At 75.3% G+C, this 16,739-nt stretch carries 14 protein-coding genes and 1 pseudogene; 7 read left to right on the top strand and 8 right to left on the bottom strand.

The features are described from left to right. The first annotated feature begins 777 nt into the window (after nt 1-777). From egtA to egtD, 4 genes are read left to right on the top strand one after another with little or no spacing between them, the layout of a single operon-like run. Nucleotides 778-2,295: an ergothioneine biosynthesis glutamate--cysteine ligase EgtA gene (gene egtA / locus BMX65_RS15275; RefSeq protein ID WP_079171903.1), complete on the top strand. Its 1,518-nt coding sequence runs from the start codon at nt 778-780 to the stop codon at nt 2,293-2,295. Next, nucleotides 2,289-3,623: an ergothioneine biosynthesis protein EgtB gene (gene egtB / locus BMX65_RS15270; RefSeq protein ID WP_075000816.1), complete on the top strand. Its 1,335-nt coding sequence runs from the start codon at nt 2,289-2,291 to the stop codon at nt 3,621-3,623. Before egtA ends, egtB begins: the two co-directional genes overlap by 7 nt. A gap of 40 nt (nt 3,624-3,663) precedes the next feature. Beyond that, on the top strand, nt 3,664-4,419 hold the full coding sequence (egtC, locus tag BMX65_RS15265) for an ergothioneine biosynthesis protein EgtC (RefSeq protein WP_075000815.1): 756 nt from the start codon (nt 3,664-3,666) through the stop codon (nt 4,417-4,419). After that, a complete protein-coding gene (gene egtD / locus BMX65_RS15260) occupies nt 4,416-5,411 on the top strand; it encodes an L-histidine N(alpha)-methyltransferase (RefSeq protein ID WP_075000814.1) in 996 nt (331 codons plus the stop codon). The genes egtC and egtD overlap by 4 nt, the downstream gene beginning before the upstream one ends. A gap of 126 nt (nt 5,412-5,537) precedes the next feature. Here egtD and BMX65_RS15255 read toward each other — a convergent pair whose 3' ends face one another. Further along, complete coding sequence (locus BMX65_RS15255; RefSeq protein ID WP_026004579.1) at nt 5,538-5,753, bottom strand: hypothetical protein; 216 nt, start codon at nt 5,751-5,753, stop codon at nt 5,538-5,540. Nucleotides 5,754-6,096: 343 nt separating this feature from the next. Continuing rightward, nucleotides 6,097-6,405 carry a hypothetical protein gene (locus BMX65_RS15250; RefSeq protein WP_239501986.1) on the bottom strand — a complete coding sequence of 103 codons (309 nt, stop codon included), beginning with the start codon at nt 6,403-6,405 and terminating at the stop codon, nt 6,097-6,099. Between the two features lie 360 nt (nt 6,406-6,765). On the opposite strand from BMX65_RS15250, the pseudogene BMX65_RS15245 reads away from it, so the two are divergent. The 3 genes and pseudogenes from BMX65_RS15245 (at nt 6,766) to BMX65_RS15235 (ending at nt 9,020) form a co-directional block, all read left to right on the top strand. Beyond that, nucleotides 6,766-7,649: pseudogene (locus BMX65_RS15245) on the top strand (ATP-binding cassette domain-containing protein). Then, nucleotides 7,646-8,305 (top strand): hypothetical protein, encoded by a 660-nt coding sequence (locus tag BMX65_RS15240; RefSeq protein ID WP_075000812.1) that lies wholly within the window; start codon nt 7,646-7,648, stop codon nt 8,303-8,305. The pseudogene BMX65_RS15245 and the gene BMX65_RS15240 overlap by 4 nt, the downstream one beginning before the upstream one ends. 478 nt (nt 8,306-8,783) lie before the next feature. Beyond that, nucleotides 8,784-9,020, top strand: coding sequence for a chaplin (locus BMX65_RS15235; protein ID WP_075000811.1), 237 nt, complete (start codon nt 8,784-8,786; stop codon nt 9,018-9,020). 127 nt (nt 9,021-9,147) lie between these two features. On the opposite strand, the gene BMX65_RS15230 is transcribed toward BMX65_RS15235, so the two are convergent. The 6 genes from BMX65_RS15230 to hypB form a co-directional block, all read right to left on the bottom strand. Further along, a complete protein-coding gene (locus BMX65_RS15230; protein ID WP_075000810.1) occupies nt 9,148-10,830 on the bottom strand; it encodes an enoyl-CoA hydratase-related protein in 1,683 nt (560 codons plus the stop codon). Between the two features lie 101 nt (nt 10,831-10,931). Then, complete coding sequence (gene hypE, locus BMX65_RS15225; protein ID WP_239502018.1) at nt 10,932-11,921, bottom strand: hydrogenase expression/formation protein HypE; 990 nt, start codon at nt 11,919-11,921, stop codon at nt 10,932-10,934. Between the two features lie 130 nt (nt 11,922-12,051). Continuing rightward, entirely contained in the window at nt 12,052-13,179 is a 1,128-nt protein-coding gene (gene hypD / locus BMX65_RS15220) for a hydrogenase formation protein HypD (protein WP_075000809.1), read from the bottom strand. Continuing rightward, nucleotides 13,176-13,499 (bottom strand): HypC/HybG/HupF family hydrogenase formation chaperone, encoded by a 324-nt coding sequence (locus BMX65_RS15215; RefSeq protein WP_075000808.1) that lies wholly within the window; start codon nt 13,497-13,499, stop codon nt 13,176-13,178. Before BMX65_RS15215 ends, hypD begins: the two co-directional genes overlap by 4 nt. Nucleotides 13,500-13,522: 23 nt before the next feature. Then, nucleotides 13,523-15,934, bottom strand: a complete 2,412-nt coding sequence (hypF, locus tag BMX65_RS15210; RefSeq protein ID WP_079171911.1) for a carbamoyltransferase HypF — start codon at nt 15,932-15,934, stop codon at nt 13,523-13,525. Continuing rightward, complete coding sequence (hypB, locus tag BMX65_RS15205) at nt 15,921-16,736, bottom strand: hydrogenase nickel incorporation protein HypB (RefSeq protein ID WP_075000806.1); 816 nt, start codon at nt 16,734-16,736, stop codon at nt 15,921-15,923. The genes hypF and hypB overlap by 14 nt, the downstream gene beginning before the upstream one ends. Between the last annotated feature and the right edge of the window lie 3 nt (nt 16,737-16,739).

Here is a 16,739-nt window from a genome sequence, read left to right as displayed (position 1 = left end):
GGGGTCCACATTCCCCGAGACCGTTTCCGGCACCGCCATCGCACCACACCCCGGCCCGTGGCGGCGCGGCCGGGTGCGTGACCGGCGGAGATTCCCCCGTCGGCCCGCGCGGACCGGCGCGGACCCCGGCGGTCCGCGACACGGCACGGGCGCGGAGAGCGGGACGGCATATGCGCGGCGCAGCGGCCGGCGCCCGCCCACCCGGCGCCCGCCCACCCGGCGCCCGCCCACCCGGCGCCCGCCCACCCGGCGCCCGCCCACCCGGCGCCCGCCCACCCGGCGCCTGCCCACCCGGCGGCCGACCGGGCCCCGGCGGCCGGTCCGCCGCCGCCCGGGACGGGCCCACCGGAGAGGTCCGGCGTCCGCCGGTACGGCGGCACGCACCCCGGCGACCGGCACGCGTGCACCCGAGGGACCGCTCCTCCCGGACTGCCCCCTGGGGCCTCCGGCGCAGGGCAGGACGCCCGGCGGACGAGCCCCGCGGACGGCCGCCGCCGCGGCGCCGGGGGAGCGGGGCTCAGGGAGCGGGACTTTCCGCCAACTCTGCGCACCGGCCCGGGCCTCGGCGCCGCGGGGGTCGCCGCGCCCCGCACCCTCGCACTCCGTCGGCGGACCGCACCGTCGGCGGTGCGGGCACGACCGGTTGCGGACCGGCCGGATTCGTACGGTGGGGCGGGCACGCAGGTGTTTCCCCGGACGGGAATGGGGACCGGCTCTGATGGAGGCGGGCAGCTCGCGTTCCGCCCGGCAGACCATCGGCTCGACGAGGGGTGGCGGATGACCGGCGACGGACACGCGTACCGGGCCGAACCGCTCAGTGAAGCGGCAGCGCTCGCCTATGTGCACGGCATCTGCTTCAAGACGGGGCCGCCGCGCCGGGTCGGGGTCGAACTCGAATGGCTCGTCCGCCCGCTGCCGTCCGCGTCCGGCGGCGACCCCGGGCACTCCGCACCGCAGTACCCACCGCACTCCGCATCCGCCGGGGCCGGAGCCCCGGCACCGTCCCGTCGCTCCGGGGCGCCGCAGCCCCCGCACCCCCACCGCCCCCCGCAGGCCGGCTCCCCGCACCGGCCCTCCGCGCGGGTCGGGGCAACCGCCCTCCGCGCCGCCGCCACCGCGCTGCGCGAGGTGCCGCTCTCCTCCGCGATCACCGTCGAGCCCGGCGGGCAACTGGAGTTCAGCTCCCAGCCCGCGGCCTCGCTGTCCGCCTGCGTCCGCACGGTCTCGGCGGACCTGACCGCCGCGCGGGCCCGGCTGCACCGGCACGGTATCGCGCTGGTGGGCCACGGACTCGATCCCCGGCCACCGCTCCGGCTGCTGGAGGACCGGCGGTACCGCGCCATGGAGGCGTACTTCGACCGCACCGGCCCCGCCGGTCGGGTGATGATGTGCTCGACCGCGTCCGTACAGGTCTGCCTGGACGCCGGTACCGCCGAGCCGGGGCCCTTCGGGATGGGCCGCCGCTGGCTGCTCGCGCACCTGCTGGGGGCCGTGCTCACGGCGGCGTTCGCCAACTCCCCGGCCGCCGAGGGACCCTGGGCCGGGTGGCGCTCGGCGCGGCAGGGCGTCTGGGCCGCGCTCGACGGATACCGCAACCTCGCTCCTCCCGGGGGCGGGCACAGCCCCCGGGAGGCATGGGCCCGGTACGTGCTGGACGCGCCGCTGCTCTGCGTCCGCTCCGCGCAGGGCCCGTGGACGGTTCCGGCGGACGGGATGACCTTCCGCCAGTGGATCCGGCGCAGCAGCCGCCCCGGAGCCGGACCCGGCGCCCTCCGTCCGCCCCTGCTCGACGATCTCGTCTACCACCTGACCACCCTCTTCCCACCCGTACGCCCCCGGGGCCATCTGGAGTTGCGGATGATCGACGCGCAGCCCGGCCCGGACGGCTGGATCGTCCCGCTCGCGGTGACCACGGCCCTGTTCGACGACGCGGAGGCGAGCGAGAGCGCCTACCGGGTGGTCAAGCCGCTGGCCGAGCTCACCGCCGAGGGGCCCGCGCCCCGCAACGCGCTGTGGGAGCGCGCGGCCAGGGACGGGCTGGCCGACCCCGAACTGCACGCCGCGGCCCGCGACTGCTTCGGCCTCGCCCGCCGGGCACTGCGCCGGCTCGGTGCCGGGCGGCGGGTGCGGGCCGCGGTGGCGGACTTCGAAGCCCGCTACATCGGCCCCGGCCGCTGCCCCGCCGACGACCGCACGGACACCGACCGCAGGACGGACACCGACGACCGCACAGGCACCGGCCACCGCCCCGACACTTCCGAGACCGCCCCCCGCCAGCAGGGAGAACCATGGTGACCGCCGACCAGGGGCGCGCCGAACTGCGTGCCCACGCCCATGACGCCCTCACCCGGGCCCGCACCCGCACCCTGGCGCTCTCCGACTGCGTCGAGGACGCCGAGCTGACGGCGCAGCACTCGCCGCTGATGTCCCCGCTGGTGTGGGACATGGCGCACATCGGCAACCAGGAGGAGCAGTGGCTGCTGCGCGCCGTGGGCGGGGAGGCGCCGCTGCGGCCCGAGATCGACTCGCTCTACGACGCCTTCGAGCACCCGCGGGCCGAGCGCCCCGCGCTGCCGCTGCTGCCGCCGGACGAGGCCCGCTCCTACCTGGCGAAGGTCCGCGGGCACGCGTTCCGGGTGCTGGAGCGCGCGGAACTGGCCGGGCGCCCGCTGGAGGCGGACGGCTTCGCGTTCGGCATGATCGCCCAGCACGAGCAGCAGCACGCCGAGACCATGCTCATCACCCACCAGCTCCGGCGCGGCCCGGCCGCGCTCAGCGCACCGCCGCCGCCCGCCCCTCCCGACGGCTCCGGACCGCTCAGCAGCGAAGTGCTGGTGCCGGCCGGACCGTTCACCATGGGCACCGACGACGACCCCTGGGCACTGGACAACGAACGGCCCGCGCACCGCCGGGAGGTACCGGCCTTCTGCATCGACACCGTCCCGGTCAGCAACGCCGCCTACCTCCGGTTCGTCGAGAACGGCGGCTACGCCGACCGGCGCTGGTGGTCGGCGGCGGGCTGGGACCACGTACGGCGCAACGGGCTGCGGGCGCCGCTGTTCTGGAGGCGCGAGCACGGCGGCTGGTGGCGGCGCCGCTTCGGGGTGCGCGAACCCGTGCCGGAAGCGGCCCCGGTGATGCACGTCAGCTGGTACGAGGCCGACGCCTACGCCCGCTGGGCGGGACGGCGGCTGCCCACCGAGGCCGAGTGGGAGAAGGCGGCCCGCCACGACCCCGGCACCGGCCGCGACCTCCGCTTCCCGTGGGGCGAGGCCGAGCCCGGAGCCGACCGCGCGAACCTGGGCCAGCGGCATCTGGGCCCGGCGCCGGTCGGCGCCTACCCCCAGGGAGCCTCCCCGCTCGGGGTGCGGCAGCTCATGGGCGACGTCTGGGAGTGGACCTCCAGCGACTTCGCCGCGTATCCGGGCTTCACCGCCTTCCCGTACCGGGAGTACTCGGAGGTCTTCTTCGGCCCCTCCTACAAGGTGCTGCGCGGTGGGTGCTTCGGCACCGACCCGGTGGTGGCGCGCGCGACGTTCCGCAACTGGGACCACCCGGTGCGCCGGCAGATCTTCGCCGGGTTCCGCACCGCCCGCACCCCCGCGCCCGAGGAGGCGGCGTGAGCGCCGCCGGCCGCCCGGGCCGCGCTCCGGAGCACCGCTGATGTGCCGGCACCTGGCCCACCTGGGCCCCGCCCGCACGGTGGGCGAGCTGCTGCTGGCGCCGCCGTACTCGCTGCACCGTCAGTCGTGGGCACCGCGCCGCCAGGAGCACGGCACCGTCAACGCCGACGGTTTCGGCGTGGGCTGGTACGCCGACGGCGACCCGGTGCCGGCCCGCTACCGCAGATCCGGACCGATCTGGGCGGACGGCTTCTTCCCCGACCTGTGCCGGGTCGTCCGCACCCGCGCGCTGCTGGCCGCCGTACGCGACGCGACCAGCGGCTGCGCCGCGGGCGAGGCGGCCGCAGCCCCCTACGCCGCCGGGCCGTGGCTCTTCAGCCACAACGGCGCGCTGACCGGCTGGCCCGCCTCCCTGGCGCCGCTGGCGGCCGCCCTGCCGCCGGAGGAACTGCTGGGTCTGGAGGCCCGCTGCGACTCGGCGCTGGCCTGGGCGCTGGTGGGGCACCGGCTGCGGGCGGGCACGGCACCCGGCGCAGCGCTGGCCGCGACCGCGGTCGAGCTCGCCGGAGCGGCACCCGGCTCGCGGCTCAACTTCCTGCTGACCGACGGCCGCACGCTGGCCGCCACCGCCTCCGGCGACACCCTCTGGTACCTGCTGGAGACGGGTACGTCCCTCACCGTCGCCTCCGAACCGCACGACGCGGATCCGGGGTGGCGGCCGGTCCCCGACACCCATCTGCTCACCGGCGACCCGGGCGGCATCGAGCTGACCGCCCTGAAGGAGTTCCGCGCGTGACCCCGTCCCGGTTCACCCTCACCCGTACCCTGCCCGCGAACGCCACCGCCGCCGCGCTGGCCGCGGACGTCACCCAGGGGCTGATCCGCACCCCGAAGAGCCTGCCGCCCAAGTGGTTCTACGACGCCCGGGGCAGCGAGCTCTTCGAGCAGATCACGAAGCTGTCCGCCTACTACCCCACCCGGGCCGAGGCCGAGATCCTGCGGGACGCGGCACCGCGGATCGCCCGGCTCACCGGTGCCCGCACGCTGGTCGAGCTCGGCTCCGGCTCCTCGTACAAGACCCGGCTGCTGCTGACCGCACTCGGCGCCCCGCTGACCTATGTGCCCGTCGACGTCAGCGAGTCCGCGCTGGCCGAGGCCGGACACGCGCTGCTCGCCGACCACCCCGGGGTGACCGTGCACGCGCTCGTCGCGGACTTCCAGCAGGAGCTGCCGCTGCCCGAGTGCCCGGAGCCGAAGGTCGTCGCCTTCCTCGGCGGCACGGTCGGCAACCTGCTGCCCGCCGACCGCGCCCGCTTCCTGGCCTCCCTGCGGTCCCGGCTCGGACCGCGGGACGCGCTGCTGCTGGGGACGGATCTGGTCAAGGATCCCGCCGTACTCGTCGCCGCCTACGACGACCCGGAGGGGATCACCGCGGAGTTCGACAAGAACGTGCTGCACGTCCTCAACCGCGAACTGGGCGCGGACTTCGACCCGGACGACTTCACGCATGTGGCGGTCTGGGACGAGGAGAACGAGTGGATCGAGATGCGGCTGCGGGCCCGCAGGGCGCTGAGCGCCAAGCTCCCCGCCGTCGACCTGAGTGTCGACTTCCGGTCAGGGGAGGAGTTGCGCACCGAGATCTCGGCGAAGTTCCGCAGGGCCTCCGTCCACGCCGAGCTGGCCGCGGCCGGGATGCGGCTGTGCCGGTGGTGGACCGATCCCGGAGGCCGGTTCGCGCTCAGCCTCGCCGTGCCGGAACCGGAAGGGCGCGTGCAGCCCGCCGGCTGAGCGGGCCGGGCACGACGAACGGCGCGGAGGGGCCCGGTCCTTGGAGGTTCGCGGGTGGGCCTCTCCACGCCCGTCACGGGGTGGGGCCGGTCTGCTGCGGACCGGCCTTCAGCCGTCAGCCGTTCGTCAGCCGTTCTGCATCGGGCCGAAGACGAAGCCCACGGAGTTGCTGACGATGTGGTCGTCGTCCGAGATGTTGACGTGGACCTTCTTGCAGTGGATCTCCTTGTGAACCCAGTTGTGCCCGTGGCCCCCGGCCACCGCCGAGGCGGTGCCGGCAGCGGCCAGACCGAGAGTGGCCAGGCCGACGGCGAGGGAGCGCGTGAGGGTGCGCGTGCGCATGAAAACCTCCGAGAAGGTCCGAAAGAACAAGTACCGGTCCATCGTCACCACGCACCCGGGCATTACAGAGCACTATATGAAGGACACGGCATAACCGACCCGAATGGCCGAGGGCACCGCCGCGGGCGTTCCCCCGTGCGGGCCACGGCCGACGGGTTCCGCGAAGCGGCACACCCCCCCCGTTGGCCGGGGTCGCGGAGACCGCGCACGGCAGCCGTCCCCGCCACCGGGAGTCAGGTGGCGGGGACGGCCGGGTCACGGAGGCGGCGGAAGGGCCCGGAGCGCCGGGGGCGCCGACCGGACGCCGCCCGGCTGCGTCTCAGCGTCTCAGTGCCTCAGTGCCTCAGCGCATCCACTCCGAGTAGAAGTCGGGGAGACCGGGCTGCGGGTCGTGGACACAGGTGGCCTCGTGGTACTGCGGGTTCAGCGGCAGGTCCGCCTGCATCTGGTCGTAGCAAACCTGCCAGGAGCCGAAGGACTCGCCGCCGACCGGCTGCCAGCCGTCGCCGGGCGGAGGTCCGGCGGCGAAGGCGGCAGTGGCGGTCAGCGGCACGGTGACCGCTGCCGCACCGGCGGCGAGACCGAGAGCGATACGAGAGCGCCAGGACTTCATGAACTCCTCCAACAGGCAGCTTGTGTTCCTCTCACGCACGGCTCTCCCGGAGAGCCGCCGTGGCCCGGACCCCGCGGCGCGGAGCCCGCGGCGCGGTGCGTCGTTCGCAGGGTTCGATGCGGGCCGCGGCACGGAAGTTCACGCGGTGGCCGGTCTTTTCGCACCGGTGCTCCCCGCAGGCGCCGCGCGCCGGGCGCAGAGCGCTCCCGGTGGCGCGGACGGATCGCGACAGCGGAGAATCCGATCAGTCGTACGGACGAGGCGGTTCGGGACGGCGGCGAGGTGTCCCGGCCGCGCGGAGGTGTCGCCGAGGCGCCGCGGAGGGGCCGCCGCCGCGACCGGTCGGTACCGCCGCGCACACATCCGGTGCCGCCGGACCGGACGGAGGAGTTCAGGTTGGTGCATCTGCACGCGGTGAGCAAGCGCTACGGCCGGGGCGGTTGGCTGCTGCGCCACGTCGAGGTGGCCGTCCCCGCCGGCGAGATCGCGGCATTCACCGGCGGGAACGGCTCGGGCAAGTCCACCCTGCTGCGCATCGCGGTGGGCCTGTCCCGGCCGACGCGCGGCCGGGTGGTGGCGCGGCCTGCGGTCGTGGGATACGTGCCCGACCGGTTCTCGCCCGGCGAACGGATGTCGGCGGCCGCCTACCTGACCCATCTGGGCCGGGTGCGCGGGCTGTCCACCCGGGCCGCCGCCGCACGCGCGGACGAACTCCTGGAGAGACTGGCCCTGGTGGGCGGGGAACAACCCCGCTGCGCGAGCTGTCGAAGGGCAACGCACGGAAGGTCGCGCTCGCCCAGGCGCTGCTGGTGGAGCCCGGACTGCTCGTCCTCGACGAGCCGTGGTCGGGGCTGGACGCACCCGCCCACGCGGTCGTGGCCGACATCATGACCGAGGTCGCCGACGCCGGCGGCACGGTGCTCTTCACCGATCACCGGGAGTCGGTGACGCGGGCCCGGGCCACGCGGACCTACACCGTCGGCGACGGACGCGTCTCGCTGCGCGGACCGGAGTCCGCCCCGACCGGTCCGGGGCCCTCCTGCGAAGTCGTCCTGACCGGGTACCCGGGCCGGGGCACGCCCCGGGAGCTGGTCTGGGAGGAGTTGGCCGGTGTGCTGTCGGTGCGCTGCGGAGCCTCGGGGGTCACGCTGCGAGTGGCAGGCGAGGCCACCGACGGGCTGCTGCTCACCGCACTGCGGCACGGCTGGTCGGTGGCGCGGGTGACAGGCGGCGCGTCCGGCTCCCCTGAGCAGGACGCGGCCGTGCGGGGAGGCGCCCGGTGATCGCCCTGATCCGCTACACGTTCGCCACCGTGCTGCACACCCAGCGCTATGTCGCCCCGCTGCTCCTGTTCGCGGGCCTGCTGGGCGTGCTGACCGTCAACGGCAGTGGGGCGCTGCCTCCCGCCTACGCGTCCTCCGCCGGTGCGCTGTTCGTCTGCTCGACGTGGCTGACCGTCGCGCTGATGAGCCTGGACGAGCCGGCCCAGCGGGCGATCGTCGTCGTCGCCTCCGGCGGCCGCTCGCTCAAGGTCCTCCTCGCGGCGATCGGCACCGCTCTGCTGAGCTGCGGGGTGCTGATGGTCCTCGGACTGGTTCTCCCGCTGTGGCTGGGGCTCTACCACGTGACCCCGGACGGTCTCCTGCTGGGCGTGGAGGCCCAGCTCACGTGCGCACTCGTCGGCACCGCGATCGGGGTGCTGTGCTCCCGCGCGGTCTTCGCACGCCAGGGGTACGCGCTGGTGAGCGCCGTCGCGCTGGTGATGCTCGCCCTCCTCCCCAAGGGGATGCCGCCGGTCAACCGGCTGTTCACCCTGATGTCGACGACCCCCGACCCGGCGAAGCTGCTGGCCCCGGCGGGCGGCATGCTCGCGCTCGCTGCCGTGCTCCTGGCGGCGGCCGTCTCGCTCGCCCAGTTCGTCGCCGTCCGGAGGGGGTAGCCGGGGCGCCGCTTCACGCAGCGGGAGTCGCGGCCCCGGGGCGCCGGGTGGGGACACCGGGCGGGGTCATGGGTGCGCTTCCGGCCCGGGATCCGGGCCGGAAGCGTCCGAGGCGACCTGGTAGGACAGCAGTTCCCGGAAGAGCCCGGGGGCCTCCGGGGCCCTTCAGGGAGTGCCCGTCCGGACCCGCGCTCGGCAGCTCCTCGGTGCCCCGGGGCCCGAGGGCCGCAGGCCCCGAGGACAGCGGTGGGTCGGCCGACCGGTGACCGGTGACCGGTGTCGCGGGCGCGTGGCACGCCGTCCCTGCAGGGCGGGTTGTCCGGCGTCGGGCCCACGGCGGCTGCGGTGGTGCGCCGTTGGCCGTGAGCTCGCCCGATCGAGTGGGCGCCCGGTGCGTGGGCGTGGCGACGGAATGCCCGGTTCGTACCCGGGTGCACTCTGGTCCGCGTCCGGCACATCGAACACAGGGAGGATCACCATGCGCATCCGTACCGCGGTTGTCGCCTTCGGTCTCGCCGCCACCGCCGTGCTCGGCGGGGCCACGGCCGCGTCCGCCGACGCCGGCGCCCAGGGCGGCGCGGCGAACTCGCCGGGAGTGCTGTCCGGCAACGTCGTGCAGATCCCGGTGCACATTCCGGTCCAACTGTGCGGCAACACCGTCGACATCCTCGCGCTGCTCAACCCCTCCCTCGGCAACGTCTGCGTCAGCGACTGACGCGGCACCGCCCGGCGCCCGCCCGGGGCCTCGCGCTCCGCGGGTTCCGGGCAGCACAGACGAACGCCCCGCCGACGGCGGGGCGTTCGTCTGTGGGGGCGGCGCCGGGGTGGACGGTGGGGGAGTGCTACCCGCGCAGCGCCGGTGCGGCGCCGGGCGGGGCCTCCTTGCGGAGGAAGGCCCGGCGCAGCGCGTGGTGCGGCGCCGCCGGATCGAACAGCACCCGGTGCATCGCGGCCAGCTCCCGGTCGCGGTAGGCGGCCAGCGGCTCGGTGGCCTCGTCCCGCGCACGGTTGGTCTTCTTCACCGCCAGCCGCTGGTGCGTGGCCGGGTCCTCGGCCAGCGCCGCCGCCAGTTCCGCCACCCGCGGTGCGAAACCGCTCGGCGAGGTCGGCAGCACCCGGTCCACCAGTCCGATCCGGCGTGCCGTGGCGGCGCTCATCGGCTCGGCGTCCCGCATCAGCGCCTCGGTGATCTCCGGCCCGACGCGGCGCGGCAGCGTGTACGTCCAGAACTCCGACCCGGGCAGGCCCATCAGCCGGTAGTGCGGATTGAGCACCGCTCCCGCCCTGCACCACACCTCGTCGGCCGCGGCGGCCAGCATCGCGCCCCCGGCCGCCGCGTTGCCGCCCAGCGCGGCGACGACCAGCCGGTCGGTGGTGGTCAGCACCGCCTCGACCACGTCGTCGAGGGCCTGGATGTTGGCCCAGCCCTCCGCGGCCGGATCGGAGGCGGCCTCGATGACCCCCAGATGGATGCCGTTGGAGAAGAAGTCCCGCCTGCCGCCCAGCACCACCACCCGGGTCGGCCGGGTGCACGCGTACCGGTAGGCCGCCAGCAGCCGTCGGCACTGCACCGTGCTCATCGCCCCGCCGGGGAAGGAGAAGCGGACGAACCCGACGCCGTTCCGCTCCCGGTAGCGGATCTCGGTGTGGGTGTGCCGTTCGGGCGCGAGCTCCAGGGGGGCCGGGCGCTCCGGTACGTCCGGCAGCCGCTCGCCCAGCGCCAGAGTCGCGGGCAGCCGGAACGTCCGCGGCCCGCCCGCGGCGCGGCGCGGCCGGAGCTGCGGGATCCACACCGCCCCGTCGACCGTCGCGCGGCAGATCGCGCCGGCCCGGGTGGCGAGAATCTCGCCCGGGGTGCCGTACAGCTGGTCCTCGGCGTGTCCGCCGTGCAGGAACCACTCCGCACCCAGCAGTTCGTCCAGCACCCCGGGCTGCGAGTCGGCGGCCCGCAGGGTGCGCAGCACATCGAGCGTCCGGAAGGTCTGCCAGTCGATCCGCCGCTCGTCCTGCCGCATCCGCGGACTCGCCGACGGCTCGACCCCGTCCTGGGGATGCGGACGGTGACTGCCGGAGGCGAACCGGGCCACCGCGCTCCGGAGCGCTTCGAGTGCCGCGTCGGCCACCTCCCCCCGGTACAGATCGCTCTTGCTGGTCCCCTCCGGCAGGGTGCACTCCGCCGAGGCCCAGACGGGGCCCGCGTCCAGTTCCGCCTCGGCCTGCAGCACCGTCACCCCCCAGCGGGTGCGGCCCGCGTGGACGGCCCGGTCCAGCGAGGAGGGCCCGCGGTCGCCGGGCGGGCCGGGATGCACGATCAGGCAGGTGAGCCGCGACCACACGTCCGCGGGCACCGCGGTGCGCAGCATCGGCGCGACCACCAGCTCGGGGCTGTGCCGGTCCACCGCACGCCGCACGTCGTCGCCGTCGCCGACCACCTCGGTCGCGACGGTGTGGCGGGCGTCCCGCAGTTCGGCCTGAACACGCTGGGTCAGACTGTTGAAGGCGCTCGCGATGAGCAGGATCCGCACCACGACCTCCTGGTGATGGCTCGTTGGGGTGCTTCGGGGTTCGGCCCGGCGGATCCGTCCGGGCGGATGCACCGAGCACAGCGGGGCTGAGCGGACACGGCTCAGCAGATACGCGGGAGTTGTTCGCCCAGCGGCGGGTCGACGACCCGGGTGCCGCCCAGCCCGGTGCGGGCGACGACCATCCCGGGGTGGTCCTCGACGCACTCGCCGATCACGGCGGCCTGCGCCCCCAGCGGATGCGCACGCATGGCGGCGAGCACCGCGTCCGCCTCCGCGCGGGGCACGAACGCCAGCAGCTTGCCCTCGTTCGCCACGTACAGCGGATCCAGGCCCAGCATCGCGCAGGCCGCGGCGACCTGCTCGGGCACCGGGACCGCCCGCTCCCGGAGCGCGACGCCCACCGAGGCGGCCGCCGCGATCTCGTTGAGCGCCGCGGCGACACCGCCGCGGGTCGGGTCGCGGAGCACGTGCAGCTCGTCGGTGACCGCCAGCATGGCCGCCACCAGGGAATTCAGGGCCGCGCAGTCGCTCTCGATGCCGACCTCGAACTCCAGTCCCGCACGGCGGCTCAGTACCGCGACCCCGTGCGCGCCGACCGGGCCGCTGACGATGACCACGTCGCCGGGTGCCGCCCGCTGCGGGCGGATGTCCACCCCGTCCGGGATCAGCCCGATCCCGGCGGTGTTGAGGTAGACGCCGTCGCCGCGCCCCGCCTCCACGACCTTGGTGTCCCCGGTGGCCACCTCGACACCGGCCGTCCGGGCCGCCGCCCCCAGCGCCTCGGCGATCCGCGTCACCGTGCCGAGCTCCACCCCCTCCTCCAGGATGAACCCGCAGGAGAGGTAGGCGGGCCGGGCGCCGCTCATCGCCAGATCGTTGACCGTGCCGTTGACGGCCAGGTCGCCGATGCTGCCGCCGGGGAAGAACAGCGGCCGCACCACGAAGGAGTCGGTGGAGAACGCCAGCCGGGCACCGCCGACTTCCACCGCCGCGGAGTCGGCGAGCGACGAGAGCGCGGGACCGCCGAACGCGGGCGCGAAGACCTGCTCCACCAGCTCCGCCGAGAGTGCTCCGCCCCCGCCGTGGCCCATCACGATCCGCTCGTGGCCGCGCAGCGGCGCCGGGCACGTCCAGCCGGACGGGTCCGGCGCGGCGCGGTCGCCGACGGGGGCCTCGGGGGCCCCGGGGTCCCCGCCGGCCGTCGGGCCGACGGCCTCGATGCTAGTCAACGGTGCTCGCCTCCAGAGGTGCGGTCGTGGTCCCGCCGAGCCGGCGGTAGAGGTAGTAGGCGGCGCAGGCACCCTCGCTGGAGACCATCGTGGCGCCCAGCGGGGTGCGGGGGGTGCAGTCGGTGCCGAACGCCTCGCACTCGTGCGGCTTCAGCAGCCCCTGCAGCACCTCGCCGCTGCGGCAGGCCGCGGGCTCCTGGGTGGTGATGCCCTCGACGCTGAACCGGTGCTCCGCGTCGAACTCCTCGAAGCGCGGTGCCAGCCGCCAGCCGCTGTCCGGGATGACGCCGATGCCCCGCCAGCCGCGGTCGGTCGTCGTGAACACCTCGTCCAGCATCGCCCGCGCCGCCGGGTTGCCCTGCGGTACGACGGCCCGCTGGTAGGCGTTCTCCACCGTCGCCCGGCCCGCCTCGAGTTGCCGTACCGCCCGGCGGACGCCCTCCAGGATGTCCAGCGGTTCGAAACCGGTGACGACGATCGGCACCCGGTGGCGCTCGGCCAGTTCCGGGTACTCCTCGGTCCCCATGACGCTGCACACGTGACCGGCCGCCAGGAAGGCGCGCACCCGGCAGTGCGGCGCGTTCATGATGGCCTCGATCGCGGGCGGTACCCGCACGTGGGAGACGAGCAGGCTGAAGTTGCGCAACCCTTCCCGGGCCGCCAGGTGCACGGCCATGGCGTTGGGCGGGGCCGTGGTCTCGAAGCCGATGCCGAAGAAGACCACTTCGCGGTCCGGGTTCTCGCGGGCCAGCGCGAGCGCGTCCAGCGGCGAGTAGACGACCCGGACGTCGCCGCCCTCAGCGCGGACCTGGAACAGGTCCCGTCCGGTGCCCGGCACCCGCAGCATGTCGCCGAACGAGCAGAAGATCACCCCGGGCCGGGAGGCGATCTCCAGCGCCTTGTCGATCAGTTCGAGCGGGGTCACGCAGACCGGGCAGCCCGGCCCGTGGATCAGCTCGACCTCCTCGGGCAGCAGTTGGTCGATGCCGTGCCGGATGATGGAGTGCGTCTGCCCGCCGCACACCTCCATCAGCGCCCAGGGCCGGGTGACGGTCGCGTGGATGTCCTCCAGCAGCTTCCCGGCCAGCTCCGGGTCCTGGAACTCCTCGATGTACTTCACAGCCGCACCTCCCGCTGCGCGTCGCCGGGCTGCGGGACGCCGCCGGCGCGCTGTTCCGCCTCCGCGGCCTGCCACGGATCGCCGAATTCCTCCTCCAGCAGCCCGAGGTTCTCGAACAGCTCCAGGGTTCTGCGCGCCGACTCCTCGTCCAGCCGCTGCAGCGCGAAGCCGACGTGGACGATCGTGTACTCACCGACCCGCAGATCCGGCACGTACTCCAGACACACCTCCTTGACCACCCCGCCGAAGTCGACGGACGCCATCCGGGTGCCGTCACGCTCCTCGATCCGCAGGACTTTTCCGGGTACCGCCAGACACATGGCCTCTCCTCGTTCGACGGTGGTCAGTGCGCCGCGGAACCGGTCAGCGGCGGGGTATGCGCCTCGTTCGCGGCCGCGCGGGCCGCGACCACGAGCTGGCCCAGCGCCAGCCCGCCGTCCCCGGGCGGGACGAGCCGGTGCCGCAGCACCGTGAATCCGTCGGCGCGCAGCGCGCCGGCGCAGGCACGGGAGAGCACCGCGTTGGCGAACACCCCGCCGGTCAGGGCCACGGTCGCCACCCCGTACCGTTCGCGTGCCGCCGCGCAGGTGTGCCGCACCAGCCCCGCGACGGCCGCGTGGAACCGCGCGGCGATCACCTCGCGCGGCACCCCCGCCCGCAGGTCCTCGACCACGGCCGCCAGCAGCGGTCCCGGGTCGGCGAGCCGGGGCGGGACACCGGCGCCGGTGCCGCCGTCCGCCGCGGCCGGGCGCAGCGGGAAGTCGTAGCCGCCCGGATCGCGCTCCGGGCAGGCCGCCGCGGCCGCCTCCAGCTCGATCGCCGCCTGCGCCTCGTATCCGGCCCGCTGGCACACCCCGGCCAGCGAGGACACCGCGTCGAAGAGCCGCCCCATGCTGGAGGTCGGCACACAGCCCAGGTTCTGCTCCAACTGCCGCTCCAGCACCCGCCGCTCGGTGTCCGTGCAGGCCGCGGCGGACGGCAGTCCGGGATCCCAGGGGAGTCCGGCGGCCCACAGGTGGGCGAGGGCCGTTCGGGAGGGGTGCCGGATCGCCGCGTCGCCGCCGGGCAGCGGGGCGTAGCGCAGATGTGCGTACCGGGTGAACCCGTCGTAGTCGGCCAGGAGGAACTCCCCGCCCCACACGGCGCCGTCGTCGCCGTACCCGGTGCCGTCGAAGGCCACGCCCAGGACCGGCGCGGAGCCGTCCAGCCCGTGCTCGGCCAGTGCGGAGGCCACATGGGCGTGGTGGTGCTGGACGCGGCGCAGCGGCCGGCCGGAGGCGTTCCGCTCGGCCCACCCCGTCGACCGGTACCCGGGGTGGCGGTCGGCGGCCAGCACCTCGGGGGCGACACCCGTGATGCCCTCCAGTTGCTGCTCGGCGCGGGCGAACGCGCGCAGCGTCGCGAGGTCGTCCATGTCCCCGACGTGGGCCGAGAGCCATGCCTGCCGTCCCGCGCCGAGGCAGCAGGCGTTCTTCAGGTCGCCGCCGACCGCCAGCGCGGGCCGGACCGGCACCGGCAGGGTCAGCGGCAGCGGCGCGTACCCGCGGGAGCGGCGCACCGGCAGCTCCTCGCCGCCGCAGACCCGCACCACCGAGTCCTCGCAGGGCACATGGATGGGCCGGTCGTGGGTGAGGAAGGCGTCGGCGAGGTGCGCCAGCCGCTCCAGCGCCTCCTCCTCGCCGGTGACGATCGGCTCCCCGCCCAGATTGCCGCTGGTCAGTACCAGCAGTCGCGGCCCGGGCGGGTCGCCGGGCAGGCCCAGGAGCAGATGGTGCAGCGGAGTGTAGGCCAGCAGCACCCCCAGGTCGGGGCTGCCGGGTGCGACCGAGGGGGCCGGAGCCGGACCGGCCGCCGCGGTGGTGCGGCGGCGCAGCAGGACGATGGGGCGGCGGTTGCCGGTCAGCAGCGCCCGTTCGACCGGGTCGACGTGGGCGAGGTGTTCGATGTCGGACACGTCGCGGGCCAGCAGCGCGAACGGCTTGTCCCCGCGCGCCTTGCGGCGGCGCAGTAGTGCCACCGCCTGCTCGTCGCTCGCGTCGCAGGCCAGGTGGTAGCCGCCCAGTCCCTTCACCGCGACGACCGCGCCCTCGGCCAGCAGCCGCCGGGCCGCGGCCACCGGCTCGCCGGGGAGTCCGGCCGGGCCCGACACCGCGGTGGCGGGTCCCAGCAGCCGGACGCGGGGCCCGCAGTCGTGGCAGGCGACGGGCTGGGCGTGGAAGCGCCGGTCGCCCGGGTCCCGGTACTCGCGCGCGCAGCGGTCGCACATCGGGAACCGCGCCATCGTGGTGTTGGCACGGTCGTAGGGCAGCCCGGTGACGATCGTGAAGCGCGGTCCGCAGTCCGTGCAGGTGATGAACGGATGCCGGTGGCGGCGGTCAGCCGGGTCGGTCATCTCGCGCAGGCAGGCGTCGCAGGTCGCGGTGTCCGGCGCCACCAGGGTGCGGCGCCCTGCGGCCGGACGGGAGGCGAGGATGCGGAAGCCGGACCCGCCCGAGGGGGGCAGCGGCCGGTGGCTGACCGACTCCACCACGGCCAGCGGCGGAGCCTCCGCCCCGATCCGCTCCCGGAAGGCGGCGACCGCCTCCCCGGCGCCCTCCACCTCGGCCACCACTCCCTCGCCCGTGTTGGTGACGTGGCCGGAGAGCCCCAGTCGCCCGGCGAGTGCGTACACGTGCGGGCGGAAGCCCACGCCCTGGACCACGCCGCGGACCAGCACGCGGCTGCGCTCGGCGCCGGAGAGGTCAGCCTCCGACATGGGCGTGCGGTCCGTCGTGCGGGTGCGGTCCGCCATGTCCCGGCGCTCCGTCGTGCGGTGCGTCGTGCGTGTGCGGTGCGTCGTGCGGGTGCGGTCCGCCGTGCGCGTGTCCGGCGGGGCGGGCCATCACCGGCCGGTGCGCGGCGGCTCCGGCGCCCACCGCCAGCGCGCGCTCCAGCAGCACACCGGTGTTGAGCCCGTCGCGCACCGAGGTGCCGACGACCTCCACGCCGGGATTGACCTGCCGGACGTTGGCCAGGAACGCCTCCCGGTCGAACCCGGCCGGCTGCGCCAGGTCCTGCTTGGTGACGACCACGAGTTGCGCGAGTCCGAAGGCGGCGGGGTACTTCAGCGGCTTGTCCTCGCCCTCGGTGACCGAGGCGAGCACCACGCGCAGTGACTCGCCCAGGTCGTAGGAGGCGGGGCAGACCAGGTTGCCCACGTTCTCGACGAACAGCAGCCGGGTGGCCTCGGGCAGCCACCCGGTCAGATGTCCGGCGAGCATGTCGGCTTCCAGATGGCACAGGCCGTCGGTCAGCACCTGCTTGACCGGCACCCCGGATCGGGCCAGCCGCCGGGCGTCGTTCTCGGTGGCCAGGTCCGCGGTCAGGGCCGCCGCCGCGACGCCCCGCTCCCGCGCCAGCCGCAGCTCGGTCTCCAGCAGTGCCGTCTTGCCGCTGCCCGGGCTGGAGAGCAGGTTGACGACGATCGTGCCGCGCGCGGCCAGTTCGGTGCGCAGTCGTTCGGCGCGGGTGTCGTTGCGCTCCAGCACGGCCTGTTGCAGATCGGCGACACGGCACATGGC

The sequence above is a fragment of the Streptomyces qinglanensis genome (assembly GCF_900111245.1).
Classification (GTDB): domain Bacteria; phylum Actinomycetota; class Actinomycetes; order Streptomycetales; family Streptomycetaceae; genus Streptomyces; species Streptomyces qinglanensis.
The sequence above is the reverse complement of the archived record's forward strand: the minus strand, read 5'-3'. Positions and strand labels throughout refer to the sequence as shown.

Excerpts from the sequence above, each read along its gene's own strand:
- egtA (WP_079171903.1), top strand. The coding sequence starts at position 778 with ATGACCGGCGACGGACACGCGTACCGGGCCGAACCGCTCAGTGAAGCG.
- egtB (WP_075000816.1), top strand. The coding sequence starts at position 2,289 with ATGGTGACCGCCGACCAGGGGCGCGCCGAACTGCGTGCCCACGCCCAT.
- egtC (WP_075000815.1), top strand. The coding sequence starts at position 3,664 with ATGTGCCGGCACCTGGCCCACCTGGGCCCCGCCCGCACGGTGGGCGAG.
- BMX65_RS15255 (WP_026004579.1), bottom strand. The coding sequence starts at position 5,753 with ATGCGCACGCGCACCCTCACGCGCTCCCTCGCCGTCGGCCTGGCCACT.
- BMX65_RS15235 (WP_075000811.1), top strand. The coding sequence starts at position 8,784 with ATGCGCATCCGTACCGCGGTTGTCGCCTTCGGTCTCGCCGCCACCGCC.
- hypE (WP_239502018.1), bottom strand. The coding sequence starts at position 11,921 with ATGGGCCACGGCGGGGGCGGAGCACTCTCGGCGGAGCTGGTGGAGCAG.
- BMX65_RS15215 (WP_075000808.1), bottom strand. The coding sequence starts at position 13,499 with ATGTGTCTGGCGGTACCCGGAAAAGTCCTGCGGATCGAGGAGCGTGAC.
- hypF (WP_079171911.1), bottom strand. The coding sequence starts at position 15,934 with ATGTCGGAGGCTGACCTCTCCGGCGCCGAGCGCAGCCGCGTGCTGGTC.
- hypB (WP_075000806.1), bottom strand. The coding sequence starts at position 16,736 with ATGTGCCGTGTCGCCGATCTGCAACAGGCCGTGCTGGAGCGCAACGAC.